The sequence below is a fragment of the Pseudomonas sp. SZ57 genome (assembly GCF_009495975.1).
Taxonomy (GTDB): Bacteria; Pseudomonadota; Gammaproteobacteria; order Pseudomonadales; family Pseudomonadaceae; genus Aquipseudomonas; species Aquipseudomonas syringae.
In genome coordinates this window covers 47,132-70,643 of the sequence record NZ_WIBD01000004.1, presented here as the reverse complement: position 1 = coordinate 70,643, position 23,512 = coordinate 47,132, and the positions used below count along the sequence as shown (strand labels likewise).

The 23,512-nt window shown below is 60.3% G+C and carries 21 protein-coding genes; 12 read left to right on the top strand and 9 right to left on the bottom strand.

Going from position 1 to position 23,512, the window contains the following annotated elements; translation table 11 throughout:
- Window positions 1–304 precede the first annotated feature (304 nt).
- Entirely contained in the window at window positions 305–556 is a 252-nt protein-coding gene (locus tag GE543_RS07565; protein ID WP_003347084.1) for an Lpp/OprI family alanine-zipper lipoprotein, read from the bottom strand.
- A 461-nt stretch (window positions 557–1,017) separates the two neighbouring features.
- Between GE543_RS07565 and GE543_RS07560 the strand changes: the two genes are divergently transcribed.
- Complete coding sequence (locus tag GE543_RS07560) at window positions 1,018–1,305, top strand: GNAT family N-acetyltransferase (RefSeq protein WP_003315710.1); 288 nt, start codon at window positions 1,018–1,020, stop codon at window positions 1,303–1,305.
- Window positions 1,306–1,395: 90 nt separating this feature from the next.
- Here GE543_RS07560 and GE543_RS07555 read toward each other — a convergent pair whose 3' ends face one another.
- Window positions 1,396–2,472: a 3-deoxy-7-phosphoheptulonate synthase gene (locus GE543_RS07555; RefSeq protein WP_003315709.1), complete on the bottom strand. Its 1,077-nt coding sequence runs from the start codon at window positions 2,470–2,472 to the stop codon at window positions 1,396–1,398.
- A 233-nt stretch (window positions 2,473–2,705) separates the two neighbouring features.
- Here GE543_RS07555 and GE543_RS07550 point away from each other — a divergent pair, with 233 nt between their 5' ends.
- The 4 genes from GE543_RS07550 to cysB all read left to right on the top strand — a co-directional run bounded on the left by GE543_RS07550 (window position 2,706) and on the right by cysB (window position 6,297).
- Window positions 2,706–3,677 (top strand): putative 2-dehydropantoate 2-reductase, encoded by a 972-nt coding sequence (locus GE543_RS07550; protein ID WP_153221120.1) that lies wholly within the window; start codon window positions 2,706–2,708, stop codon window positions 3,675–3,677.
- A gap of 3 nt (window positions 3,678–3,680) precedes the next feature.
- Entirely contained in the window at window positions 3,681–4,601 is a 921-nt protein-coding gene (locus tag GE543_RS07545; RefSeq protein ID WP_003347087.1) for a 5'-nucleotidase, read from the top strand.
- A gap of 76 nt (window positions 4,602–4,677) precedes the next feature.
- On the top strand, window positions 4,678–5,172 hold the full coding sequence (locus GE543_RS07540; RefSeq protein ID WP_003315706.1) for a universal stress protein: 495 nt from the start codon (window positions 4,678–4,680) through the stop codon (window positions 5,170–5,172).
- Window positions 5,173–5,322: 150 nt separating this feature from the next.
- The gene (cysB, locus tag GE543_RS07535; protein WP_003315705.1) at window positions 5,323–6,297 is read left to right on the top strand and encodes an HTH-type transcriptional regulator CysB; all 975 of its coding nucleotides are present in this window, start codon (window positions 5,323–5,325) and stop codon (window positions 6,295–6,297) included.
- A 182-nt stretch (window positions 6,298–6,479) separates the two neighbouring features.
- Here cysB and GE543_RS07530 read toward each other — a convergent pair whose 3' ends face one another.
- A complete protein-coding gene (locus GE543_RS07530) occupies window positions 6,480–7,214 on the bottom strand; it encodes a phosphoadenylyl-sulfate reductase (RefSeq protein ID WP_003416132.1) in 735 nt (244 codons plus the stop codon).
- Window positions 7,215–7,353: 139 nt separating this feature from the next.
- Here GE543_RS07530 and thrH point away from each other — a divergent pair, with 139 nt between their 5' ends.
- The gene (gene thrH / locus GE543_RS07525) at window positions 7,354–7,971 is read left to right on the top strand and encodes a bifunctional phosphoserine phosphatase/homoserine phosphotransferase ThrH (protein ID WP_046237753.1); all 618 of its coding nucleotides are present in this window, start codon (window positions 7,354–7,356) and stop codon (window positions 7,969–7,971) included.
- A gap of 134 nt (window positions 7,972–8,105) precedes the next feature.
- Here thrH and pabB read toward each other — a convergent pair whose 3' ends face one another.
- The 4 genes from pabB to GE543_RS07505 form a co-directional block, all read right to left on the bottom strand.
- Complete coding sequence (gene pabB, locus GE543_RS07520; protein ID WP_153221119.1) at window positions 8,106–9,449, bottom strand: aminodeoxychorismate synthase component I; 1,344 nt, start codon at window positions 9,447–9,449, stop codon at window positions 8,106–8,108.
- A 75-nt stretch (window positions 9,450–9,524) separates the two neighbouring features.
- On the bottom strand, window positions 9,525–10,502 hold the full coding sequence (locus GE543_RS07515; protein WP_161420648.1) for an alpha-L-glutamate ligase-like protein: 978 nt from the start codon (window positions 10,500–10,502) through the stop codon (window positions 9,525–9,527).
- The gene (locus GE543_RS07510; protein ID WP_003416135.1) at window positions 10,502–12,037 is read right to left on the bottom strand and encodes an inactive transglutaminase family protein; all 1,536 of its coding nucleotides are present in this window, start codon (window positions 12,035–12,037) and stop codon (window positions 10,502–10,504) included. Before GE543_RS07510 ends, GE543_RS07515 begins: the two co-directional genes overlap by 1 nt.
- Before the next feature lie 4 nt (window positions 12,038–12,041).
- Window positions 12,042–12,578: an ATP-dependent zinc protease gene (locus GE543_RS07505; protein ID WP_003347099.1), complete on the bottom strand. Its 537-nt coding sequence runs from the start codon at window positions 12,576–12,578 to the stop codon at window positions 12,042–12,044.
- A 297-nt stretch (window positions 12,579–12,875) separates the two neighbouring features.
- Here GE543_RS07505 and GE543_RS07500 point away from each other — a divergent pair, with 297 nt between their 5' ends.
- The 5 genes from GE543_RS07500 to prpF all read left to right on the top strand — a co-directional run bounded on the left by GE543_RS07500 (window position 12,876) and on the right by prpF (window position 19,922).
- Window positions 12,876–13,595 carry a GntR family transcriptional regulator gene (locus tag GE543_RS07500; RefSeq protein WP_003416136.1) on the top strand — a complete coding sequence of 240 codons (720 nt, stop codon included), beginning with the start codon at window positions 12,876–12,878 and terminating at the stop codon, window positions 13,593–13,595.
- Complete coding sequence (gene prpB / locus GE543_RS07495) at window positions 13,592–14,485, top strand: methylisocitrate lyase (protein ID WP_003416137.1); 894 nt, start codon at window positions 13,592–13,594, stop codon at window positions 14,483–14,485. Before GE543_RS07500 ends, prpB begins: the two co-directional genes overlap by 4 nt.
- Window positions 14,486–14,640: 155 nt before the next feature.
- Window positions 14,641–15,768, top strand: a complete 1,128-nt coding sequence (gene prpC / locus GE543_RS07490) for a 2-methylcitrate synthase (RefSeq protein ID WP_046237749.1) — start codon at window positions 14,641–14,643, stop codon at window positions 15,766–15,768.
- 238 nt (window positions 15,769–16,006) lie between these two features.
- The gene (gene acnD, locus GE543_RS07485) at window positions 16,007–18,595 is read left to right on the top strand and encodes a Fe/S-dependent 2-methylisocitrate dehydratase AcnD (protein ID WP_153221118.1); all 2,589 of its coding nucleotides are present in this window, start codon (window positions 16,007–16,009) and stop codon (window positions 18,593–18,595) included.
- 136 nt (window positions 18,596–18,731) lie between these two features.
- Window positions 18,732–19,922: a 2-methylaconitate cis-trans isomerase PrpF gene (gene prpF, locus GE543_RS07475; protein ID WP_153221117.1), complete on the top strand. Its 1,191-nt coding sequence runs from the start codon at window positions 18,732–18,734 to the stop codon at window positions 19,920–19,922.
- Window positions 19,923–19,955: 33 nt separating this feature from the next.
- On the opposite strand, the gene GE543_RS07470 is transcribed toward prpF, so the two are convergent.
- Both GE543_RS07470 and GE543_RS27775 read right to left on the bottom strand, forming a co-directional pair.
- Window positions 19,956–20,774: a pyruvate, water dikinase regulatory protein gene (locus GE543_RS07470; RefSeq protein WP_003347114.1), complete on the bottom strand. Its 819-nt coding sequence runs from the start codon at window positions 20,772–20,774 to the stop codon at window positions 19,956–19,958.
- Window positions 20,775–20,813: 39 nt separating this feature from the next.
- Window positions 20,814–21,050, bottom strand: a complete 237-nt coding sequence (locus tag GE543_RS27775) for a hypothetical protein (protein WP_370683431.1) — start codon at window positions 21,048–21,050, stop codon at window positions 20,814–20,816.
- On the opposite strand from GE543_RS27775, the gene ppsA reads away from it, so the two are divergent.
- Entirely contained in the window at window positions 20,997–23,372 is a 2,376-nt protein-coding gene (gene ppsA, locus GE543_RS07465) for a phosphoenolpyruvate synthase (RefSeq protein WP_153221116.1), read from the top strand. The two genes, GE543_RS27775 and ppsA, sit on opposite strands and share 54 nt — an antisense overlap.
- The last annotated feature ends 140 nt before the right edge of the window (window positions 23,373–23,512 follow it).

Below are 23,512 nucleotides of genomic sequence, written 5' to 3'. Positions count from 1 at the left end.
TCGGGCCGGAAACGGAGCTGGGACTTTGCTTACTTTGGTCCCTCAAAGTGAGTCGCCGAGGGGCGAAAAGGTGACCTGAGCCGAACCTTAATCCAACTGAAAAAAGAAAAACCGCCATGTGACGCAGAGCGTCACGAACTGCGTGCCAACGCGGAGCGTTAGCACGATAGTCAAAAGAGAGTCATCGGGTCTTGGCCCTGTTCCTGGAGTCATTCAGGCTATTGCACCCAATCACCCAGCCAGAAAACAGGCAAAAAAAAGCCGACCCGTTACCGGGTCGGCTTTCAATAATCCCGGAGGATTATTACTTGCGGCTGGCTTTGTCCAACATGCGCAGAGCGCGCTCGTTGGCTTCGTCAGCAGTTTGCTGAGCTTTTTGAGCAGCAGCCATAGCTTCGTCAGCCTTGCGGTAGGCTTCGTCGGCACGTGCTTGCGAACGAGCTGCTGCGTCTTCGGTAGCTGTCAGACGAGCTTCGGTTTCTTTGGATACGCTGCTGCAACCGGTAGCCAGAACTGCGGCCAGAGCCAGAGCAGAGAATTTCAGAACGTTGTTCATCGTGTTCACCTTCAAGGAATTTTTTTTCAAATTAGTCATCTCTCGAAAATGAGAAAACGACCGGCGTACATAGTACCCATTGTTTGTAGTAAGTAAACGGACCCGGCGCAAGAAGCTGCTAAAATTCCTCGCTTTGAAAGCGCTCCGCGTTACTTCTCAAGCATTCTGTACAAAAACTATCCACTTTAGCGGGACTCATGCCGTGCTGAAGCGTTCCCGACAGTTCGCATCAGCCCTTGCCTGATCGACTGCCGGTCGGCACGTGAGCATTTCCAAGCGTTTTTACATCCACCGAGCTTGAGCATAGTCGCTAATGGCGCCTACTATCTCAATGTGATGTCCGTCGAGATCGGCAGTGCCCTACCGGTGTCGAAAACAGACACTGGGTGGCGTAGATGTTCCTTCGCCTGAAAAAGACCGGTAAGGTAGGGGTCAAATTCCAAGACCCGCGAGGAGTAGCGATGAGCGAGGCGTTGTCCATCCACCATGACGAAGTCGGCCACCATTTCGAAATCATTATCGACGGCCACCGTGCCTATCTGACCTATATGGATCTCGGCAAGCAGACCCTGGACTTCTATCGGACCTTCGTGCCGGACGCCTTGCGGGGTCGCGGAATTGCCGCCGCGCTGACCAAGGAGGCGCTCGATTATGCCGACAGCATGGGTTATTCCGTCATACCGTCCTGCTCTTATGTCGAGCGTTACATGGAGCTGCATGATCTGCAGTCGCAGGCGGCCAAGCTCTGACGACCTGTAGCTACCGACAGACAGTAAGCATAAGAAAACGCCGAGCATTTGCTCGGCGTTTTCGTTATTGCAGTGCAGTCGGTCAGGCAATTACTTGCGCTTGCGAGCTGGCAGCACATCCTTGAGTTTCGCGTGCATGCTGCGCAAGGTCTTTTCAGTGCTTTCCCAATCAATGCAGGCATCGGTGATGGACACGCCGTACTGCAATTCCGACAGGTCCTTGGGAATCGCCTGGCAGCCCCAGTTCAAATGGCTCTCGACCATCAGGCCGATGATCGATTCGTTGCCTTCCAGGATCTGGTTGGCGACGTTTTCCATCACCAGCGGTTGCAGCGCCGGGTCCTTGTTGGAGTTGGCATGGCTGCAGTCGACCATGATGTTCGGGCGAATGCCGGACTTGTTCAGCGCCTGCTCGCAGAGCGCAACGCTGACCGAGTCATAGTTGGGCTTGCCGTTGCCGCCGCGCAGCACCACATGACCGTAGGCATTGCCTTTGGTGGTCACGATCGACACGCCGCCTTCCTGGTTGATACCCAGGAAACGATGCGGGCTCGACACCGATTGCAAGGCGTTGATGGCAACCGTCAGGCCGCCATCGGTGCCGTTCTTGAAACCGACTGCCGAGGACAGGCCCGACGCCATCTCGCGATGAGTCTGGGATTCTGTGGTACGCGCGCCGATGGCCGACCAGCTGATCAGGTCCTGCAGATACTGCGGGGAGATCGGGTCCAATGCTTCGGTCGCGGTGGGCAGCCCCATCTCGGCCAGATCCAGCAGCAGCTGGCGACCGATGTGCAGGCCATCCTGGATCTTGAACGAGTCATCCAGGTACGGGTCGTTGATCAGGCCTTTCCAGCCTACCGTGGTGCGTGGCTTCTCGAAATAGACGCGCATCACCAGATACAGCGTGTCAGACACCTCCGCGGCCAGCGCCTTGAGACGCTCGGCGTACTCCTTGGCTGCCTTCAGGTCGTGGATCGAGCACGGGCCGATCACGATGAACAGGCGGTGATCATGGCCATCGAGAATGTTGCGAATCACTTCGCGGCCCTGGCTGACGGTCTGCAGGGCAGCATCGGTCAGGGGGATGTCGCGCTTGAGCTGATCCGGAGTGATCAGAGTCTCGTTGGAGGCAACGTTGAGGTCGTCAATCGGTAAATCAGCCATCGTGTTACTCATCAGGTCGCGGGTACTGGCCGCCAACGGTCCCCCGTGCGGCGGTGCCCAGCAGGTTTGAGCGCAGCGGGGAGCCGAACCTTAGCGCGTTATCGCGTTGTTCGACAATAAGTAAACGAGGTATCGGTCAGGTCTTTGGCCGAGATGCGCTGCCTTATTGCAAGACAATCCGCTGCGACGGATAGTGTACGGCCGCAAATACCGAGACAGTCAAGGGAGAGGTCATGAGTGTTGATTCCCGTCGTCCGCGCGTCGGCATCATAGGTACGGGTGCCATAGGTGGCTTTTACGGACTGATGCTGGCGCGTGCCGGATACGATGTGCATTTTCTGCTGCGCAGCGAGTTTGACACGGTGGCGCGCGAAGGTTTGCAGGTCAAAAGCGCCGTGCATGGCGAGCTGTCCCTCAAGCCTGTTCAGGCGTATCGCTCGGCGGCTGAAATGCCGCCTTGTGACTGGCTGCTGGTCGGCACCAAGAGCACCGGCAATGCCGCGCTCGGTCCGATCATTCGCCAGGCGGCTGCGCCAAACGCCAGCGTGCTGCTGTTGCAGAACGGTCTGGCTGTCGAAGACCAGCTGCGTAATGTCCTGCCCGACAGCCTGCACATACTCGGCGGGCTGTGCTTCGTCTGCGTCAACCGGGTTGCGCCCGGCGTCGTCGCCCATGAAGCCTTCGGCGCGGTCAGTATCGGCTATCACAGCGGCCCGGCGGACGATGAGGCGAGCCGCATGGCGGTTGTCGAAGCCTGCGCGGCCCTGTTCAGGACAGCCGGCATCGATGCGCCGGTCATGGCCAATCTGCAACAGGCCCGCTGGCAGAAGCTGGTCTGGAATGTGCCCTACAACGGGCTGTCGGCCTTGTTGCAGACCAGTACCGCTCGATTGATGGCCGACCCTGACAGCCAGGCCTTGATCCGGTCGCTGATGGACGAGGTCGTGCAGGGCGCCGAGGCCTGTGGGCATTCCTTGCCGCCGGGTTTCGCGCAGCATCTGTTTACGGTGACCGAAAGCATGCCGGATTACAGGCCCAGCATGTACCACGACCTGGCCGAAAGACGCCCGCTGGAGCTGGACGCCATTTATGCCAGGCCCCTCGCAGCAGCGCTTGCCGCCGGGTTTGACATGCCTCGCGTGCGGGCGCTTTATCAGGCACTGGCGTTCATCGATCGGGGCAACCACCCGGCAAGCAAGGAGTGATTCATGACAGAAGCTGAAGACCACAAGCTGGTACTGGCGATTTCATCGCGCGCGCTGTTCGATCTGCGCGACAGTCATGAGGTGTACATGGCCGATGGGGTCGAGGCCTACCGCAAGTATCAGATCGAGCATGAGGACGAAATTCTCGCGCAGGGCGATGCGTTCCCGCTGGTCGAAAAACTGCTGAGCCTCAATGCCAGCCTGCAAAAGGCGCGCGTCGAAGTGGTACTGGTGTCGCGCAACAGTGCCGATACCGGGCTGCGGGTCTTCAACTCGATTCAGCATTATGGCCTCGACATCAGCCGCGCCGCATTTGCCGGTGGTCGCAGTCCCTACCCTTATCTCGCAGCGTTTGGCTGCCACCTGTTTCTCTCCACGCATGCCGAGGATGTACGCAGCGCCCTGGACGCCGGGTTCGCAGCCGCGACCATCCTTTCGGGTGGCGCACGGCGTGCAGCCAGCGCCGAGCTGCGGATTGCCTTCGATGGCGACGCGGTGTTGTTTTCCGACGAATCAGAGCGGGTGTACCAGAGCGGCGGGCTGGCAGCCTTTCAGGCCAGCGAACGTGAGTGGGCTCGCGAGCCGTTACGCGGCGGGCCTTTCAAGCCGTTTCTTGCCGCACTCAATCAATTGCAGCGCGAGTTTCCCGACGCAAGCTGCCCGATTCGCACCGCGCTGGTCACGGCTCGCTCGGCACCTGCCCATGAGCGCGTGATCCGCACCTTGCGCGAATGGGACATTCGTCTGGACGAGTCGCTGTTTCTCGGTGGATTGCAAAAGTCGGCCTTTCTTGAAGCGTTCGCCGCCGATGTGTTTTTCGACGATCAGCCCGGCCACTGCGAGAAGGCGCGTGATGTGGTGGCGACGGGTCACGTTCCGCACGGCATCAGCAACGAAATAGTGCCACTTGCCGACGGGGGCTGAGAAGTCCGCCGTCGCAGCCGATGATGCGCTGCTACGCTGAGTCAATCTCCGCCATTCCGGTTGTACGGGAGGTTGTATGGTCCGTTCGATGCTGTATGCCGCAGACCTCGGTCTGTACGCGCCTTATGTAACGCAGCACGCGCTGGCGCTGGCTCGAACGTTCAACGCCGAGCTGTACGTCATCCATGTCGTCGAGCCTCTGGGCCTGTTCGCCGAGTCGGTGCTGCAGAGTTACCTGGGCGAGGAAGCGCTGAAAGAGCTTCGCGGCAAAGGTGTGAATGCGTTTCTGAGTGGAATAGAGCAACGAATGCTCGACGGGTTTCGTGAAGAATTGGGGGAAGGACACTCGGACCTGTCCCTGATTCGTACGGTGCGTGTCGTTCAGGGCGAGCCTGCCAGCGTGATTCTCGAACAGGCGCACAGGCTGAATGTGGATTTGCTGGTGGTCGGCAGTCACAGCCGCAGGATGGAAGAGGGCACCTCGGTAGGCCGCACGGCTGCCAGGGTCCTGCAGTTTTCCGATGTGCCGGTCTACATGGTTCCGATGATGTTGAAAAAGGGGCGGGGGTAGAGGAAAGGTCCAATTGGTGGTTTTAATGAAATCGAGCGTGCGATCGCCTTACAAAGGTGATAAAAAGTTCTAGAATTATTCGTCTCACCATTAATCCAGTTATATACCGTCGCCGATACCCATAGGGTTTATCTGCTTTGAGGGATACATATGAAGCTCCAACAACTGCGCTACATTTGGGAAGTGGCGCACCACGACCTCAACGTTTCCGCGACGGCCCAGAGCCTTTACACCTCCCAGCCCGGCATCAGCAAGCAGATCCGTCTGCTTGAAGACGAACTGGGCGTCGAGGTTTTCGCCCGCAGTGGCAAGCACCTGACGCGTGTGACGCCGGCAGGCGAGCGCATCATCACGACAGCGGGCGAGATCCTGCGCAAGGTCGAGAGCATCAAGCAGATTGCCCAGGAGTTCTCCAACGAGAAGAAGGGCACGCTGTCGATCGCCACCACTCACACCCAGGCGCGCTATGCCTTGCCGCCGGTGATCAGCAACTTCATCAAGCAATACCCGGATGTCGCGCTGCACATGCACCAGGGCTCACCGATGCAGATCGCCGAAATGGCCGCTGACGGGACGGTTGACTTCGCCATCGCCACTGAGGCGCTCGAGCAGTTCAGCGATCTGGTGATGATGCCGTGCTATCGCTGGAACCGTTGCATTGTCGTGCCGCAGGGTCACCCGTTGACCAAGGCGCCGAAGCTGACGCTGGAGCTGCTGGCTGAATACCCGATCGTGACTTACGTCTTCGGCTTCACCGGCCGTTCCAAGCTGGACGAAGCGTTCAGCCATCGCGGGCTGGTGCCCAAGGTCGTGTTCACGGCGGCGGATGCCGACGTGATCAAGACCTACGTCAGGCTGAACCTGGGTGTGGGTATCGTGGCAAGAATGGCGATAGACGAGGCAGTGGACAGCGACCTGGTGGTGCTCGATGCCAGTGATCTGTTCGAGTCCAGCGTGACAAAAATCGCTTTCCGTCGCGGCACCTTCCTGCGTGGCTTCATGTGCGATTTCATCGAGAAATTCGCGCCGCACCTGACCCGCGAAGTCATGGCCAAGGCGATTCAGTGCCATAACAAGCAGGAAATGGAAGAGCTGTTTGCCAACGTCGAGCTGCCGGTGCATTAGAGGCAGTTTTGAGCTACAAGCTGCAAGCTGCAAGTAAAAGCGCGCAGGCTGTAGCTTGTAGCTTGTAGCTTGTAGCTTGTAGCTTGTAGCTTGTAGCTTGTAGCTTGTAGCTTGTAGCTTGTAGCTTGTAGCTTGTAGCTTGTAGCTTGTAGCTTGTAGCTTGTAGCTTGTAGCTCGCGACGTCAGTCGCGCACTATCAGGTTGCCCGCATGCAGCCCGCATTCCTTCTGCGTGGCTTCTTCCCACCACCAGCGACCCTCGCGCTCGTGCTGGTTCGGCAATACCGGGCGGGTGCAGGGTTCGCAGCCGATGCTGATGAAGCCGCGCTCGTGCAGGCTGTTGTAGGGCAGCTCCAGCATGCGGATGTAGCCCCAGATTTCCTCGCTGCTCATTTGTGCCAACGGGTTGAATTTGTACAGCGTGCGCTCGGCTGTTGAAAAGGCGCTGTCGATTTCCACTGCGGCAACGGCGCTGCGGGTGCCGGGGCTCTGATCACGGCGCTGGCCGGTTGCCCAGGCGCTGACGCCAGACAGTTTGCGACGCAGCGGCTCGATCTTGCGGATGCCGCAGCATTCGCCATGGCCGTCCCGGTAAAAGCTGAACAGGCCCTTTTCCTTGACGAAAGGTTCAAGCTTGCTGTGATCGGGCGAAACGATCTCGATCTCGATCTTGTAGTGCTCGCGGACCTGTTCGATGAAGCGATAGGTTTCCGCATGCAGGCGCCCTGTATCGAGGCTGAAGACCTTGACGTTCTTGTTCAGCTTCCAGGCCATGTCGACCAGAACCACGTCCTCGGCACCGCTGAAAGAGATCCACAGTTCGTCGCCGAAGTGCTCGAAGGCCAGTTTCAGAATGTCTTGTGCAGACTTGTTCGCATAGGTCGTCGCCAGTTCAGCGACGTCGAAAGGTTGGCTCATCAGGCGGCTTCCTAAAATGCAAGAGTGGCGCTTAAGCGCTCGTGATGGCGGCAATGGTAACAAAATCCGCTGTTCAGTGGCCGCTGCCAGCGGCTAGAGTGCCACTTCCGTCGAGAGCGAATAGTCTGAGGAGTGAGCTGTGGAAATTGCCTGTCTGGACCTTGAGGGTGTTCTGGTCCCGGAAATCTGGATCGCCTTTGCCGAGAAAACCGGCATCGAATCGCTGCGTGCCACCACGCGGGACATTCCCGATTACGACGTGCTGATGAAGCAGCGCCTGCGCATCCTCGATGAACATGGTCTGAAACTGGCGGATATTCAGGAAGTGATCGGCACCCTCGAGCCACTGGAGGGCGCCGTGGAGTTCGTCAACTGGCTGCGCGAGCGGTTTCAGGTGGTGATTCTCTCGGACACGTTCTACGAGTTTTCTCAGCCGTTGATGCGGCAACTGGGTTTTCCGACCCTGCTGTGTCATCGCCTGATCACTGACGAGACCGACCGGGTGGTCAGTTACCAGTTGCGCCAGAAAGACCCCAAGCGTCAGTCGGTGCTGGCCTTCAAGAGCCTGTATTACCGGATCATCGCTGCCGGTGATTCGTACAACGACACGACCATGCTGGGCGAGGCCGACGCCGGTATCCTGTTCCACGCTCCTGACAACGTGATCCGCGAATTCCCGCAGTTTCCGGCGGTGCACACGTTCGATGACCTGAAAAAGGAATTCATCAAGGCCTCGAATCGGGATTTGATGCTTTGAGGGCGAAGCCTCGGTTGCGCGCGACTGGAGACAGGTGACGCAGAGCGTCACGAAATGATCTGGCTATCGTGCCGACGCTCTGCGTCGGTATGCCGTTCTGGACGCTCTGCGTCCTCTTTGCGACGCAGAGCGGTTCAGAGTGCTTCAAGCGTCTCCAGCAGTACACGGACTTTGGTGAAGGTTTCCTGATATTCCGCCTCGCAGTCGGAGTCGGCGACGATGCCGCCACCGCCCCAGCAGGAAATCTGTCCGTCTTTGACCAGCAGGCTGCGGATGGCGATCGAGCTGTCCATTTCGCCACGCACGTCCAGGTACATCAACGAACCGCAGTACAGGCTGCGGCGGGTCGGCTCCAGCTCGTCGATGATCTGCATGGCGCGGATCTTCGGTGCGCCGGTGATCGAGCCGCCGGGGAAGCTGCCGCTGATCAGGTCCAGTGCATCGTTGCCAGCGGCCAGCTCCCCGGTCACGCTGCTGACCAGATGGTGCACGTTGGGGTAGCTTTCCAGGCTGAACAGCTCGGGGACTTTCACCGAGCCGATGCGGCAGCTGCGGCCCAGGTCGTTGCGCAGTAAATCGACGATCATCAGGTTCTCTGCGCGGTCCTTCTCGCTGGCCAGCAGTTCGGCGGCGAAGGCAGCATCCTGCGCCGGGTCCGCGCTGCGTGGCCGCGTGCCTTTGATCGGGCGGGTTTCGACCTGCCTGGCGCTGACCCGCACGAAGCGCTCGGGAGAAAGACTCAGAATCGCATCGGCCCCCGGCAGGCTCAGGTAGCCGGCGAACGGCGTCGGGCAAGCTGCTCGCAGCGCACAATAGGCGGCCCATGGGGCACCGACGCACTGCGCCTGAAAGCGTTGTGCGAAGTTGACCTGATAGCAGTCACCGGCCTGAATGTAGGCCTGAATGCGTTGGAAAGCCTGGCGATAGTTATCCCCGCTGATGCTGGCCTGAAACGGCTGGCTGAGACGGAACTCCGTGTGCGGCTCAGGGATATCGACAGAGAACAGCTCAATCAGCCGTTTACGCTCGCTTGCGGCCAGGGACGGGTGAAAAATCAGCTGGCTGGTCTGCTCCTGATGATCACTGATCAGCGCCCAGGCGTAGAGCCCCAGACGGGCTTCAGGCAGTTGCAGGTCATCAATGGCCTGATCCGGCAACGGCTCCAGGCGTCGACCAAATTCATAACTCAGATAACCGATCAGGCCGCCAGCGAAGGGCAGCTCGCACCCGTCAGGCAGTTGCGCTGCGCCGAGCGCCTTGAGACTGTCGCGTAAGCGCTGGAGGTAGGCGGCGCCGTCTTCATCATCGGCAACGCTCAGTTCCTGCAGCGGCCATGCACTGAGCAGGTCATGTCGGCCCCGCACGGCTGTCGGCCTGCCGCTGTCGAGCAGCACCGCACCCGGCGCTTCGCGGATTCGCGCAAAGAACGCGATCGGGTCGGCGCTGTAGGGCAGGGGGTGTATCGAACAGATCGGCATCGTCGAATATCGGTCTTGGAAACGCGGCTGGCGATTGTAGCCTTGCCGATGCGGCAGTCCTAGCGGTATGTCGGTTCAGACGCCGGGCACATGACCGAACAGGTCCTGAACAAAGTTGACTCGCTCCTGCGCCGATTCCTGACGTCCTTCGAGAGCCAGTTGCTCCAGACGCGCCTCGACGGCCTGAGTGCGATGGGTCAGGCCGCTGTCGTTGGCGATCTGAATGTTCAGGCCGGGACGGGCGTTGAGCTCCAGAATCAGCGGGCCTTTGTCCTGGTCCAGCACCATGTCGACGCCGATGTAGCCCAGGCCGCACAATTCGTAGCACTCGGCGGCAAGCTTCATGAAGCCGTCCCAGTTGGGCAGTTGCACGCCATCCACCGAGTGGGTGGTGTCCGGGTGCTTGCTGATGATGTTGTTCAGCCAGGTGCCTTGCAGGGTGACGCCGGTGGCCAGGTCCACACCCACGCCAATGGCGCCCTGGTGAAGGTTGGCCTTGCCGCCTGATTGGCGGGTAGGCAGGCGCAGCATGGCCATCACCGGATACCCCATCAGCACGATGATGCGGATGTCCGGTACGCCTTCATAGCTGATGCTTTTGAAGATCGGGTCCGGCACGACCCGGTACTCGATCAGTGCGCGGTCGCGGTGGCCGCCCAATGAATAAAGGCCGGTAAGGATGCTGGATACCTGATGCTCGATTTCCGAGTGGCTGATAATACGTCCCGAGACGGTGCGAAAGCGCTCCTCGAAACGGTCGGCGATCACCAGAATGCCATCGCCGCCTGCGCCCTGTGCGGGTTTGATCACGAAGTCGCTGTGCCCACCGATGATCTCGTCGAGCCTGTCGATTTCCTTTTCCGTGGAAATCACGCCGTACATCTCCGGCACATGTATGCCTGCGGCGATGGCCCGCTCCTTGGTGATGATCTTGTCATCGACGATCGGATAGAGGCTGCGCTTGTTGTACTTGAGCACGTAGTCGGCGTTACGTCGATTGATGCCCATGATGCCGCGGGCTTCGAGCGCCTTCCAGGTTTTCCACCAGCCGATCACTTGGCCTTTTCCTCTTTCAGGAATGCCTTGAAGCGCACCAGTTCGGTCAGCCGGTAGCCACGGTATCTGCCCATCGCCAGCATGAAGCCGACCAGCACCAGCAGCACTGCCGGGAAGGTGAAGACGAAATAGGTCAGTTCCGGCACGCTCATGATCAGGTGCGCCAGCGACGCGGCGAACAGCGTACCGATGGCGACCTTCATGGCATGGCTGCCGCCACGCTCTTCCCAGGTGATCGACAGGCGTTCGATGGTCATGGTCAGAATCACCATCGGGAACAGCGCAACCGACAGGCCGCGTTCCAGCCCGAGCTTGTGGCTGAACAGGCTGATGGCGGCGATCAGCACCACGACGAAGGTCAGTACCACCGACAGGCGCGGCAGCATTTGCAGTTTCAGGTGCTCCAGATACGAGCGCAGTGACAGGCCCAGCGCGGTGATCACGGTAAACAGGGCGATGCCGAAGCCCAATTGTGTTTCACGGAATGCCAACGCAATCAGCACCGGGGTGAAGGTGCCCAGTGTCTGCAGGCCGATCAGGTTGCGCAGTATCAGGATGACCAGCACGCCAATCGGGATCATGACCATGATCATGAAGGTCTGCTGGGTCTGCAGCGGCAAGCCGTACAGCGAATAGGCCAGGAAGTCCGAGTCGGTGCTGGCGTCGGTCAGTTTGGCGAGACGCATCGCGTTCATTTCACTGTTGTTGAGGCTGAACGTGACTTGCACCTTCTTGCCGCCTTCGACGCTGACCAGGCCTTCCTCGCCTGTCCACCAGAGCAGGCGATCGTCCGGCAGGCCGGCTTCGCCGGTGTCAGGATTGAAGTACAGCCATTCCTTGCCGTTGAAGCTGCGCAGCCAGAGTTCCGGTGTCTGCTGCTCGGCATCCAGGCGAATGGTGTGGGCTTTTTCCAGCGGTACGTGGGCGATCGACAGCAGCAGCTCGGTGACCCGGGCCTTGTTGGACGCCGAGTTATCACCGGCCAGCAGCAGTTTGACGTTATCGTCATTCAGGTTGTTGACGCGCTTGATGGCCTCGGTGATGAAGGTCTCAACGTCCGCCGAATGCTGGCGAATGGGTGCCAGCAGCGCTTCGGCAGCGATCTTTTCCGGGCCTTCGACGGTCATGCTGTCGCGAAAGATAGGTCCTTTGACCTTGGGCTTTTCACCGCTGTAACGCTTGGTCAGCACCAGTCGGTAGTAGAGGGTCTGGTTGCCGGTGGCGCGACGGGCCGACCAGGTGACCTTGCGGTTGCCGTCAGCGCGGTTGACGCTGACGCCGTAATTGTTCGAGATGAAGCTTTCATTGAGGCTGATGTAGTCGTGGGCCAGCGGCGGCACGAACATTTGCACCTTCACCGAATCCTTGGGATTGGCGACGAACTCGACTTTGGCGTCGATATTCCACAGGTCATCGGTTTCGTCTTCGCTGACGGGTATGCCGAGCGCCAGAATCTGATAGGCCGTGATCGCGATGCCGAGGGTCACCAGGGCAGTGATCAGGATCTTCAGATGGAGTGTAAGAGAGCGCATGGATTTACTCTGCGTTTTGAGCGACGGAAGCGCAGCCGGGCTTCCCTGCCGCATATTTAAGACTTGGATCGACCAGCGCATCAAAGCGTTTCAAGGCTTCGGAGCCGATCAAAAGCGGGTATTGGAAAGCACTTCGGTCAGTCAAGTTCACTTCTATGGTGCGTAAAGATTCACCCATGCAGATATCGAGGCTGATTACCGGACGTGACGAGTACCGATTGTCGTCATCCGGGTCGAGGTCGTCGGCACGCCGCTTGATCTTGCTGACCCGCGCCAGGGGGCGTTCGATGGGGTGTACATGCTTGCTGTCGCTGGCCAGATAGAAGCGCACCCAGCTTTCGCCATCGCGCTTGAAATGTTTGATGTCGCGGGCGCTCAGCGAGGCGGTCTTGGCGCCGGTGTCGAGCTTGGCGGCGATCTCGATATCGATTTCGCTCAGCCTGGCGTATTCGTTGAGGCCATAGACTGTCTTGTTGGCGGCCAGGGTCAGGCCGGGTAAAAACAGAAGGCTGAGCAGTGTGGGGAGGGTAGTCAGTCTCATAAATCCTGGCGCGATGAGCGAACAACTTCAGGGTCAGGGCGCAAATGGAATTGACCTGATGATGGTAGGGCAGGCGGTTCGCAGGCGCTGGCTCCGCTGCGGAGCGCGCTGTACGGACGCGACGCATTCTAGCATGAAGCCCTGCAGCTGCCAGTGATCAACCTGTGTGGCTGTTCAGGTTGCTGTGTCGAGCAGCGCTTGCTCGTTTTGGCTGATTGTCGACAATGCAGGGTTTTTCTTTGACGGATTGAGCAAATATGGCTAGATTTGAGCGCATATAGCCATAAGGTGTTGACAATGCTGAAGGTGGTTGAAGAAGCAATGACGGTTGCCGACGACTCGGAAACCCTCTCCGAGAACGTTTTCCGACGCATTCAATCGGCCATCGTGAAAGGCGAGATTGCCCCCGGCAGCAAGATTTCCGAGCCGGAACTGGCTCGCACCTATGGCATCAGTCGCGGGCCGCTGCGCGAAGCGATTCACCGGCTCGAAGGGCAGCGCCTGGTGGTTCGTGTGCCGCATGTGGGCGCCCGGGTGGTGTCGCTCAGTCATGCCGAACTGATCGAGCTCTATGAAATTCGCGAGTCACTGGAGGGTATGGCCTGTCGTCTGGCCGCCGAACGCATGACGCAGGCCGAAATCGACGAGCTGCGCGGCGTTCTGGATACCCACGAGCGCGATGCCGCCTTTCAGGCAGGTATCGGCTATTACCAGCAAGAGGGTGATTTCGACTTTCATTACCGCATCATTCAGGGCAGCGGCAATCGCACCCTCAGCCAGATGCTCTGCGGCGAGCTCTACCAATTGGTGCGCATGTACCGCATTCAGTATTCCACCACGCCCAACCGGCCTCGTCAGGCCTTTGCCGAACACCACCGCATTCTCGACGCCATCGCCGACCGCGACGGTGAGCTGGCCGAATTGTTGATGCGCCGCCATATCGGCGCGTCCAGACGCAACATCGAGCGCCACTATCAGGCGGCTTCCCAGACGACTTCCGACCGAGGTAAACAATGAGTCATAACAACAGCACTCCCGGCCAGCGTTTCCGCGATGCAGTCGCCAGCGAACAGCCGCTGCAAGTGGTCGGCGCGATCAATGCCAACCACGCACTGCTCGCCAGGCGTGCCGGGTTCAAGGCCATTTATCTGTCAGGTGGCGGAGTCGCGGCAGGATCACTGGGCATTCCGGACCTGGGGATCACCGGTCTTGAAGACGTGCTGATCGATGTGCGGCGCATCACCGACGTCTGCGATCTGCCGTTGCTGGTGGACGTCGACACCGGTTTCGGTTCTTCGGCTTTCAACGTGGCGCGGACCGTGCGCTCGATGATCAAGGCCGGGGCGGCGGCGATTCACATCGAGGATCAGGTGGGCGCCAAGCGTTGTGGGCACCGTCCCAACAAGGAAATCGTTTCTCAGCAGGAAATGGTCGACCGGATCAAGGCTGCCGTGGATGCCCGGACTGACGACAGCTTCGTGATCATGGCGCGTACCGATGCGCTGGCCGTTGAAGGGCTGGAGTCGGCGCTGGAGCGTGCCGCTGCCTGCATTGAAGCCGGCGCGGACATGGTGTTTCCCGAGGCCATCACCGAACTGGCGATGTACAAGCAATTCGCCAACCGCGCAGGCGTGCCGATCCTCGCCAACATCACCGAGTTCGGCGCCACGCCGTTGTTTACGGTCGATGAGCTGCGCGAGGCGGATGTCTCGCTGGTGCTGTATCCGCTTTCCGCATTCCGTGCGATGAACAAGGCTGCGGAAAATGTCTACGGCGCAATCCGCCGTGACGGCAGCCAGAAAAACGTGATCGACAGCATGCAGACGCGCATGGAGCTGTATGACGCGATCGATTACCACACATTCGAGCAGAAGCTGGATGCGCTGTTTGCGCAGAAGAAGGGGTGATGCCTGTGAAATACCGGGCTTCTGGCCGCAGGCCGTAGGAGCGAACCGGGCGACGCTTCGCTTGTTCGCGAAAGGGCCGGTATATTCTCCGAAGATGTACCGTCTGAACCACAGTCTTCGCGCCCCATCACACAAAAACAAAATTGGAGAACACCATGGCTGAAGCAAAAGTATTGAGTGGTGCCGGGCTGCGCGGGCAGGTGGCCGGGCAGACGGCTTTGTCTACAGTGGGCATGGCCGGTGCCGGGCTGACCTATCGCGGCTATGACGTGCGCGATCTGGCTGCCGAGGCGCGTTTTGAAGAAGTGGCCTACCTGCTGCTGTACGGCGAACTGCCCAATCAGGCCGAATTGTCTGCCTATATGGACAAGCTCAGGCGCCTGCGCGATCTGCCGCAGGCCCTGAAAGAAGTGCTGGAGCGCATACCCGCCGACACGCATCCGATGGATGTGATGCGCACCGGTGCCTCCATGCTCGGCACCCTGGAGCCGGAGCGCAGCTTCGATCAGCAGCGCGACTCGACCGACCGTCTGCTCGCAGCGTTCCCGGCGATCATGTGCTACTGGTATCGCTTCAGTCACGACGGCAAGCGTATCGACTGCACCTCTGCGGAAGACTCCATCGGCGGGCATTTTCTGCACCTGCTGCTGGACAGGGCGCCCAGCGAACTGCACCGCAAGGTCATGGACGTCTCGCTGATTCTGTACGCCGAACACGAATTCAATGCCTCGACCTTCACTGCGCGCGTCTGCGCGTCGACCCTGTCGGACCTGTATTCCTGCGTCACGGCAGCCATCGGCACCTTGCGCGGCCCGCTGCATGGCGGTGCCAACGAGGCTGCAATGGAAATGATTCAGCGCTTCGCCTCGGCTGAAGAGGCCACCAAAGGCACGCTGGGCATGCTGGAGCGCAAGGAAAAGATCATGGGCTTTGGCCATGCGATCTACAAGGAGTCCGACCCGCGCAACGAGGTGATCAAGGGCTGGTCGAAGAAGCTCGCCGAGGAAGTGGGCGATACGGTGCTGTTCCCGGTCTCCGAGGCCATCGACAAGGTCATGTGGGAGCAGAAGAAACTGTTCCCCAACGCCGACTTCTACCATGCGTCGGCGTATCACTTCATGGGCATCCCGACCAAGCTGTTTACGCCGATCTTCGTCTGCTCACGCCTGACCGGCTGGGCCGCGCACGTTTTCGAGCAGCGCGCCAACAACCGCATCATTCGCCCGAGCGCCGAGTACATCGGCGTCGAACAGCGCGCGTTCGTACCTCTGGAACAGCGCTAGGCTCTGTACGAAAAGTCGGCGAGCGAAGGTCAGGCGAGCGAAGGTCAGGCGAGGCAAAAACAGGCGAGGAACGGCCGGGGTCGCGTTCGACTCTACGTGTTGTAAATGAGCATTCCGAGCCTGTTTTTAACGAAGCATCACCGAGCGCAGCCACTTTTCGTACAAAGCCTAAAAGGGGGCAGGGGAGCCGCTGAAGCTCCCCACCCGTATTCCGAACACTCCGTGATCGAGTCCCGCAATGAACAGTGAATTTCGCAAACCGCTCCCTGGCACCCGACTGGATTATTTCGACGCTCGGGCAGCCGTCGAGGCGCTCAAGCCCGGTGCCTATGCCACGCTGCCCTACACCTCGCGGGTGCTGGCCGAGAACCTGGTGCGCCGTTGTGATCCGGCGACCTTGAATGCCTCGTTGACGCAGCTCATCGAGCGCAAGCGTGATCTGGATTTTCCCTGGTTCCCGGCACGCGTGGTCTGCCACGACATTCTGGGTCAGACCGCGCTGGTCGACCTTGCCGGGCTGCGCGACGCGATCGCTTCGCAGGGCGGCGATCCTGCGCTGGTCAACCCGGTGGTTCCGGTGCAACTGATCGTCGATCACTCGCTGGCAGTGGAGTCCGACGGTAATGACCCGCAGGCGTTCGCCAAGAACCGCGCCATCGAAGACCGTCGCAACGAAGATCGTTTTCACTTCATTGACTGGACCAAGCAGGCGTTCAAGAACGTCGAAGTGATCCCGCCGGGCAACGGCATCATGCACCAGATCAATCTGGAGAAAATGTCACCGGTGGTGCAGGTGCTCGACGGCGTAGCCTTTCCCGACACACTGGTGGGCACGGACAGCCACACGCCGCACGTCGACGCCCTTGGCGTGATTGCCATCGGCGTCGGCGGGCTCGAGGCCGAGAACGTCATGCTCGGGCGCGCCTCGTGGATGCGTCTGCCGGACATCATCGGCGTCGAACTGACCGGGCGCCATCAGCCAGGCATCACCGCCACCGACCTGGTGCTCGCGCTGACCGAATACCTGCGTCAGCAGAAAGTGGTCGGTGCCTATCTGGAGTTTTACGGCGCAGGTGCGTCGAGCCTGACCCTGGGCGACCGGGCGACGATCTCCAACATGGCACCTGAATACGGCGCGACGGCGGCGATGTTTTCGATTGATTCGCAAACCATCGACTACCTGCGTTTGACAGGCCGGGAGGACGAGCAGGTCAGGCTGGTCGAGCTGTATGCCCGGCACACAGGTCTTTGGTCGGACAGCCTGAACGAGGTGCACTACGAGCGGGTGCTGAGTTTCGATCTGTCCAGTGTGGTGCGCAACATGGCTGGACCCTCCAATCCTCATGCGCGGGTCGCCACCGCCGATCTGGCGGCCAGAGGGATTGCCGGGCAATGGGACGAGGTGCCGGGGCAGATGCCCGACGGCGCGGTGATCATCGCTGCGATCACCAGTTGCACCAACACCAGCAACCCGCGCAACGTCATTGCCGCCGGTCTGCTGGCACGCAACGCCAACCGCCTGGGGCTGCTGCGCAAACCCTGGGTCAAGTCATCGCTGGCCCCCGGCTCGAAAACCGTAGCGCTGTACCTGGATGCCGCCGGGCTGACGTCCGAGCTTGAACAACTGGGTTTTGGCGTCGTGGCCTTTGCCTGCACCACCTGCAACGGCATGTCCGGCGCGCTCGATCCGCTGATCCAGCAGGAAATCATCGACCGCGACCTTTACGCCACGGCGGTCTTGTCCGGTAACCGTAATTTCGACGGGCGTATTCACCCCTATGCCAAGCAGGCCTTTCTGGCCTCGCCGCCCCTGGTGGTGGCGTACGCCATTGCCGGGACCATCCGTTTCGATATTGAAAACGACGTGCTGGGCGTCGCCGAGGGCCGGGAAATCCGTCTTAAGGACATCTGGCCGAGCGATGAAGAGATCGATGCCGTCGTGCAGGCGTCGGTCAAGCCGGAGCAGTTCCGCCAGGTCTATATCCCGATGTTTGCCATCGAAGAACACACCGGGCCGAAGGTCGAGCCGCTCTACGACTGGCGTCCGATGAGTACCTACATCCGTCGCCCGCCCTACTGGGAAGGCGCGCTGGCCGGAGAGCGCACGCTCAAGGGCATGCGGGCGCTGGCCGTACTGCCGGACAACATCACCACCGATCACCTGTCGCCGTCCAACGCGATCATGCTCGACAGTGCGGCGGGCGAGTACCTGGCGAAAATGGGCCTGCCGGAGGAAGACTTCAACTCCTACGCGACCCATCGGGGCGACCACCTGACCGCCCAGCGCGCGACCTTTGCCAACCCGCAACTGGTCAACGAGATGGCAGTGGTCAACGGCAAGGTCAAAAAAGGCTCGCTGACCCGTATCGAACCCGAAGGCGTGGTCACGCGCATGTGGGAAGCCATCGAAACCTACATGGCGCGCAAGCAACCGTTGATCATCATTGCCGGTGCCGACTATGGGCAGGGCTCGTCCCGTGACTGGGCGGCCAAAGGCGTCAGGCTGGCGGGCGTCGAAGTGATTGCTGCAGAAGGGTTCGAGCGTATTCACCGCACCAACCTGGTGGGCATGGGCGTGCTGCCGCTGGAGTTCAAGCCGGGCACCAGCCGTCTGGCCCTGGGCATCGACGGCAGCGAAACCTTCGATGTGATCGGCCAGCGCACACCGCGCGCGACGTTGACGCTGGTGATTCAACGCCGTAACGGCGAGCGCGTCGAGGTGCCGGTGACCTGTCGTCTGGACACCGCCGAAGAGCTCTCTATTTATGAGGCGGGCGGCGTATTACAGCGTTTTGCTCAGGACTTTCTGGAGGCTACTGCATCGTAGCTACGCTGGAGCGTGAGGAACGCCAAGCGTGCGCAAGAGCACTATCGTGCCCATGCTCCGCGTGGGCATGCAGTTCTGGACGCTCTGCGTCCGATTTTGAGCGCGCAGCGCGCTCTTTGAACAGGACAACGAATTCATGGCTCATTCACCCCAGATCCGCATCCCCGCCACCTACATGCGCGGTGGCACCAGCAAGGGTGTGTTTTTCAGGCTGAAGGACCTGCCTGAAAACGCACAAACGCCCGGTCCTGCGCGGGATGCGCTGCTGTTGCGGGTCATCGGCAGCCCTGACCCCTATGAAAAGCAGATCGACGGCATGGGCGGGGCGACGTCGAGTACCAGCAAGAGCGTGATTGTGTCGCGCAGCAGCAGGCCCGACCACGATGTCGATTACCTGTTCGGCCAGGTGTCCATCGACAAGCCGTTTGTCGACTGGAGCGGCAATTGCGGCAACCTGTCAGCGGCCGTGGGGCCGTTCGCGATTACGAATGGCCTGGTCGACCCTGACCGCGTTCCGCAGGACGGCGTTGCGGTGGTGCGTATCTGGCAGGCCAACATCGGCAAGACCATCATCGCCCACGTGCCGATCAGCAACGGCGCGGTGCAGGAAACCGGTGATTTCGAGCTGGATGGCGTGACCTTCCCGGCAGCGGAAGTGCCACTGGAGTTTCTTGATCCGGCGGCGGACGAAGAGGGCGCGGGCGGCTCGATGTTCCCCACCGGCAACCTGGTGGACGAGCTGGAGGTGCCCGGCATCGGCATTCTGAAAGCGACCATGATCAATGCCGGCATCCCGACGATTTTCGTCAACGCTGCCGACATCGGCTATACCGGCACTGAGCTGCAGGGCGATATCAACGGTGATCCGCAGGCGCTGGCCCGTCTGGAAGCCATTCGCGCCTACGGTGCTGTACGCATGGGCCTGATCGGCAACATCGATGAAGCTGCCGCACGCCAGCACACGCCCAAGGTGGCCTTTGTCGCTGCGCCCGCCGATTACGTGGCGTCGAGTGGCAAGCCTGTCGCTGCGCAGGATATCGAGCTGCTGGTCCGCGCCGTGTCGATGGGCAAGCTGCACCACGCGATGATGGGCACGGCTGCGGTGGCCATCGGCACAGCGGCGGCCATCCCGGGCACGCTGGTGAATCTGGCCGCTGGCGGTCAGGCGCGCAGTGTCGTCAGCTTTGGCCATCCCTCCGGCACATTGCGGGTCGGCGCTCAGGCCGTTCAGGAGGGCGGAGACTGGAAAGTCACCAAGGCCCTGATGAGCCGCAGCGCCCGCGTGCTGATGGAAGGCTGGGTGCGGGTGCCGCAGCCAGGCGCCTGAAGTCGTCAGCTTTCGAGGCGGGGCTCGCAGCGTCTATTTGAAACGTCGCTCCACGCCTTTTTCGACCAGCACCTTGGCGGAGATTTCTTCCACCGAAAAATGCGTGGAGTTGATGTGCGCAATGTTCTCGCGGCGGAACAGGCTTTCCACCTCGCGCACCTCGAATTCGCACTGCGCGTAGCTGGAGTAGCGGCTGTTGGGCTTGCGCTCATGGCGGATCGCGGTGAGACGGTCCGGGTCGATGGTCAGGCCAAACAGTTTTTCGCGATGCTGTTTGAGCGCCGCAGGCAGTTGCAGCCTCTCCATGTCATCTTCGGTCAGCGGATAGTTGGCGGCCCGGATACCGAACTGCATGGCCATGTACAGACAGGTCGGGGTTTTGCCGCAGCGCGAGACGCCGACGAGGATGATATCGGCCTTGTCGTAATAATGCGTCCGCGCGCCGTCATCGTTGTCCAGCGCAAAGTTGACCGCCTCGATGCGCTCCATGTAATTGGAGTTATGCCCGATGGAGTGCGATTTACCCACGGAGTAGGACGAGTGTGAACTAAGCTCCTGCTCCAGCGGGGCGAGGAAGGTCGAAAAGATATCGATCATGAAGCCATTGGACGTCGCCAGAATCTCGCGAATGTCCTGATTGACGATGGTGTCGAAGATGATCGGCCGCACATCGTCCTTGTCGGCGGCATTATTGATTTGTTGTACCATCGCCCGCGCCTTCTCGACGCTGTCGATATAGGGCCTGGTGAACTTGTTGAACGTAATGTTTTCAAATTGTGCCAACAGGCTCTGGCCCAGGGTTTCGGCGGTGATACCCGTGCCGTCCGAGATGAAGAAAGCGGATCGTTTCATTTTTGCCCCAGGCCTTAAGCAGTAGACGAATTCTGGCTATCATAGGCGTGCTGGCCTGCCATGAGAGCCCGCAGGTGCAGCTTTTTTGCACGCATGGTTCTGCACACTCGGTTTTGAACGCCCGATCTGTACGTCCGGGCAGACACGCCTGAAGCCACACCGCATGTGGCGCAGGTGAATGAGCTTTTCCCAACAACAAACACAGTTAGTGGAGAGATCACCTTGGTAGAGTACGTAGTTTCCCTCGATAAGCTCGGCGTCCATGATGTAGAGCACGTGGGGGGCAAAAACTCGTCCCTCGGCGAGATGATCAGCAACCTCGCAGGTGCTGGTGTTTCGGTGCCCGGCGGCTTCGCGACTACCGCCCAGGCTTACCGTGACTTTCTCGAGCTCAGCGGCCTGAACGAGCAGATTCATGCTGCGCTGGACGCCCTTGACGTCGATGATGTCAACGCGTTGGCCCGCACCGGGGCGCAGATTCGTCAGTGGATCATGGAGGCCGAGTTCCCCGAGCAGCTCAACGCCCAGATCCGCAATGCGTTTGCCGAGCTGTCTGCGGGTAATCCGAACCTGGCCGTGGCCGTGCGTTCCTCCGCAACGGCCGAAGACTTGCCGGATGCCTCGTTCGCCGGACAGCAGGAGACCTTCCTGAACATCCGCGGCGTCGAGAACGTGATCCGCGCCGCCAAGGAAGTCTTCGCTTCGCTGTTCAACGACCGTGCGATTTCCTACCGCGTACACCAGGGCTTCGACCACAAGCTGGTCGCGCTGTCTGCGGGCGTGCAGCGCATGGTGCGCTCCGAAACCGGTACGGCCGGTGTCATGTTCACCCTCGACACCGAGTCCGGCTTCCGCGATGTGGTGTTCATCACCGGCGCTTACGGCCTGGGCGAGACGGTGGTGCAGGGCGCCGTCAACCCGGACGAATTCTACGTGCACAAGGACACGCTGGCGGCTGGCCGCCCGGCGATCCTGCGTCGCAATCTGGGCAGCAAGGCGATCAAGATGATTTACGGCGAAGAAGCCAAGGCCGGTCGTTCGGTCAAGGTGATCGACGTCGAGCCTGCCGATCGCGCGCGTTTCTGCCTGAGCGATGCCGAAGTGTCCGAGCTGGCCAAACAGGCGATGATCATCGAGAAGCACTACAAGTGCCCGATGGACATCGAGTGGGCCAAGGACGGTGACGACGGCAAGCTGTACATCGTTCAGGCGCGTCCGGAAACGGTGAAGAGCCGTGCTTCGGCCAACGTCATGGAACGCTATCTGCTCAAGGAGACCGGCAAGGTGCTGGTCGAAGGCCGTGCCATCGGTCAGCGCATCGGCGCGGGCAAGGTACGCATCATCAAGGACGTGTCCGAGATGGACAAGGTCCAGCCCGGCGACGTGCTGGTGTCGGACATGACCGACCCGGACTGGGAGCCGGTCATGAAGCGCGCCAGCGCAATCGTCACCAACCGTGGCGGTCGTACCTGCCACGCGGCGATCATCGCCCGTGAGCTGGGCATCCCGGCAGTGGTCGGCTGTGGCAACGCCACACATACCCTTCAGGATGGCCAGGGTGTCACGGTTTCCTGCGCCGAGGGCGACACCGGTTATATCTTCGAAGGCGAGTTGGGCTTCGACATCAAGACCAATTCGGTCGATGCGATGCCTGATCTGCCGTTCAAGATCATGATGAACGTCGGCAACCCGGACCGCGCCTTTGATTTCGCCCAGTTGCCCAATGCCGGTGTCGGTCTGGCGCGTCTGGAGTTCATCATCAACCGCATGATCGGCGTGCACCCCAAGGCGCTGCTCAACTATTCGGTGCTGCCACCGGAAATCAAGGAAAGCGTCGACAAGCGCATCGCCGGTTACGACGATCCGGTCGGTTTCTATGTCGAAAAGCTGGTCGAGGGCATCAGTACCCTGGCTGCCGCGTTCACGCCGAAGAAGGTCATCGTGCGCCTCTCGGACTTCAAGTCCAACGAGTACGCCAACCTGATCGGCGGCAAGCTCTACGAGCCTGAAGAAGAAAACCCGATGCTGGGCTTCCGCGGTGCGTCGCGCTATATCAGCGAGAACTTCCGTGACTGCTTCGAGCTGGAGTGCCGTGCGCTCAAGCGTGTGCGCGAAGAGATGGGCCTGACCAACGTCGAGATCATGGTGCCGTTCGTCCGCACCCTGGGCGAGGCGAGCCAGGTGATCGATCTGCTGGCCGCCAATGGCCTGAAGCGTGGCGAAAACGGCCTGCGCATCATCATGATGTGCGAACTGCCGTCCAACGCGATTCTGGCGGAAGAGTTCCTCGAGTACTTCGACGGCTTCTCCATCGGCTCCAACGACCTGACCCAGCTGACGCTCGGTCTCGACCGTGACTCCGGCGTGATCGCCCACCTGTTCGATGAGCGTAACCCGGCGGTCAAAAAGCTGCTGTCCAATGCCATTCAGGCGTGCAACAAGGCCGGCAAGTACATCGGCATCTGCGGGCAGGGGCCTTCCGATCACCCGGATCTGGCGCGCTGGCTGATGGATCAGGGCATCGAGAGTGTGTCGCTGAACCCCGATTCGGTGCTGGAGACCTGGTTCTTCCTCGCCGAGGCGCAGGCGCCTGTCTGACAGGTGGCGGCTTACCTGAGGCACGTCCCTTACAAGACCGGGCGGCCGTGTGACGCGAACGCGGCCTGAGCCGTCATGTGGTTCAGGTGTTTGAATGAGGCGGTTTCTTCGGAAGCCGCCTTTTTTATGGCGCACCGCGA

Coding starts and splice junctions, on each gene's coding strand:
- GE543_RS07555 (WP_003315709.1), bottom strand. CDS start 2,472: ATGGCTGATTTACCGATTGACGACCTCAACGTTGCCTCCAACGAGACT.
- GE543_RS07565 (WP_003347084.1), bottom strand. CDS start 556: ATGAACAACGTTCTGAAATTCTCTGCTCTGGCTCTGGCCGCAGTTCTG.
- prpB (WP_003416137.1), top strand. CDS start 13,592: ATGAGTCATAACAACAGCACTCCCGGCCAGCGTTTCCGCGATGCAGTC.
- GE543_RS07530 (WP_003416132.1), bottom strand. CDS start 7,214: ATGAGCCAACCTTTCGACGTCGCTGAACTGGCGACGACCTATGCGAAC.
- prpC (WP_046237749.1), top strand. CDS start 14,641: ATGGCTGAAGCAAAAGTATTGAGTGGTGCCGGGCTGCGCGGGCAGGTG.
- GE543_RS07550 (WP_153221120.1), top strand. CDS start 2,706: ATGAGTGTTGATTCCCGTCGTCCGCGCGTCGGCATCATAGGTACGGGT.
- cysB (WP_003315705.1), top strand. CDS start 5,323: ATGAAGCTCCAACAACTGCGCTACATTTGGGAAGTGGCGCACCACGAC.
- GE543_RS07470 (WP_003347114.1), bottom strand. CDS start 20,774: ATGAAACGATCCGCTTTCTTCATCTCGGACGGCACGGGTATCACCGCC.
- GE543_RS07500 (WP_003416136.1), top strand. CDS start 12,876: ATGCTGAAGGTGGTTGAAGAAGCAATGACGGTTGCCGACGACTCGGAA.
- GE543_RS07545 (WP_003347087.1), top strand. CDS start 3,681: ATGACAGAAGCTGAAGACCACAAGCTGGTACTGGCGATTTCATCGCGC.
- acnD (WP_153221118.1), top strand. CDS start 16,007: ATGAACAGTGAATTTCGCAAACCGCTCCCTGGCACCCGACTGGATTAT.
- GE543_RS07560 (WP_003315710.1), top strand. CDS start 1,018: ATGAGCGAGGCGTTGTCCATCCACCATGACGAAGTCGGCCACCATTTC.
- GE543_RS07505 (WP_003347099.1), bottom strand. CDS start 12,578: ATGAGACTGACTACCCTCCCCACACTGCTCAGCCTTCTGTTTTTACCC.
- prpF (WP_153221117.1), top strand. CDS start 18,732: ATGGCTCATTCACCCCAGATCCGCATCCCCGCCACCTACATGCGCGGT.
- GE543_RS07510 (WP_003416135.1), bottom strand. CDS start 12,037: ATGCGCTCTCTTACACTCCATCTGAAGATCCTGATCACTGCCCTGGTG.
- GE543_RS07540 (WP_003315706.1), top strand. CDS start 4,678: ATGGTCCGTTCGATGCTGTATGCCGCAGACCTCGGTCTGTACGCGCCT.
- pabB (WP_153221119.1), bottom strand. CDS start 9,449: ATGCCGATCTGTTCGATACACCCCCTGCCCTACAGCGCCGACCCGATC.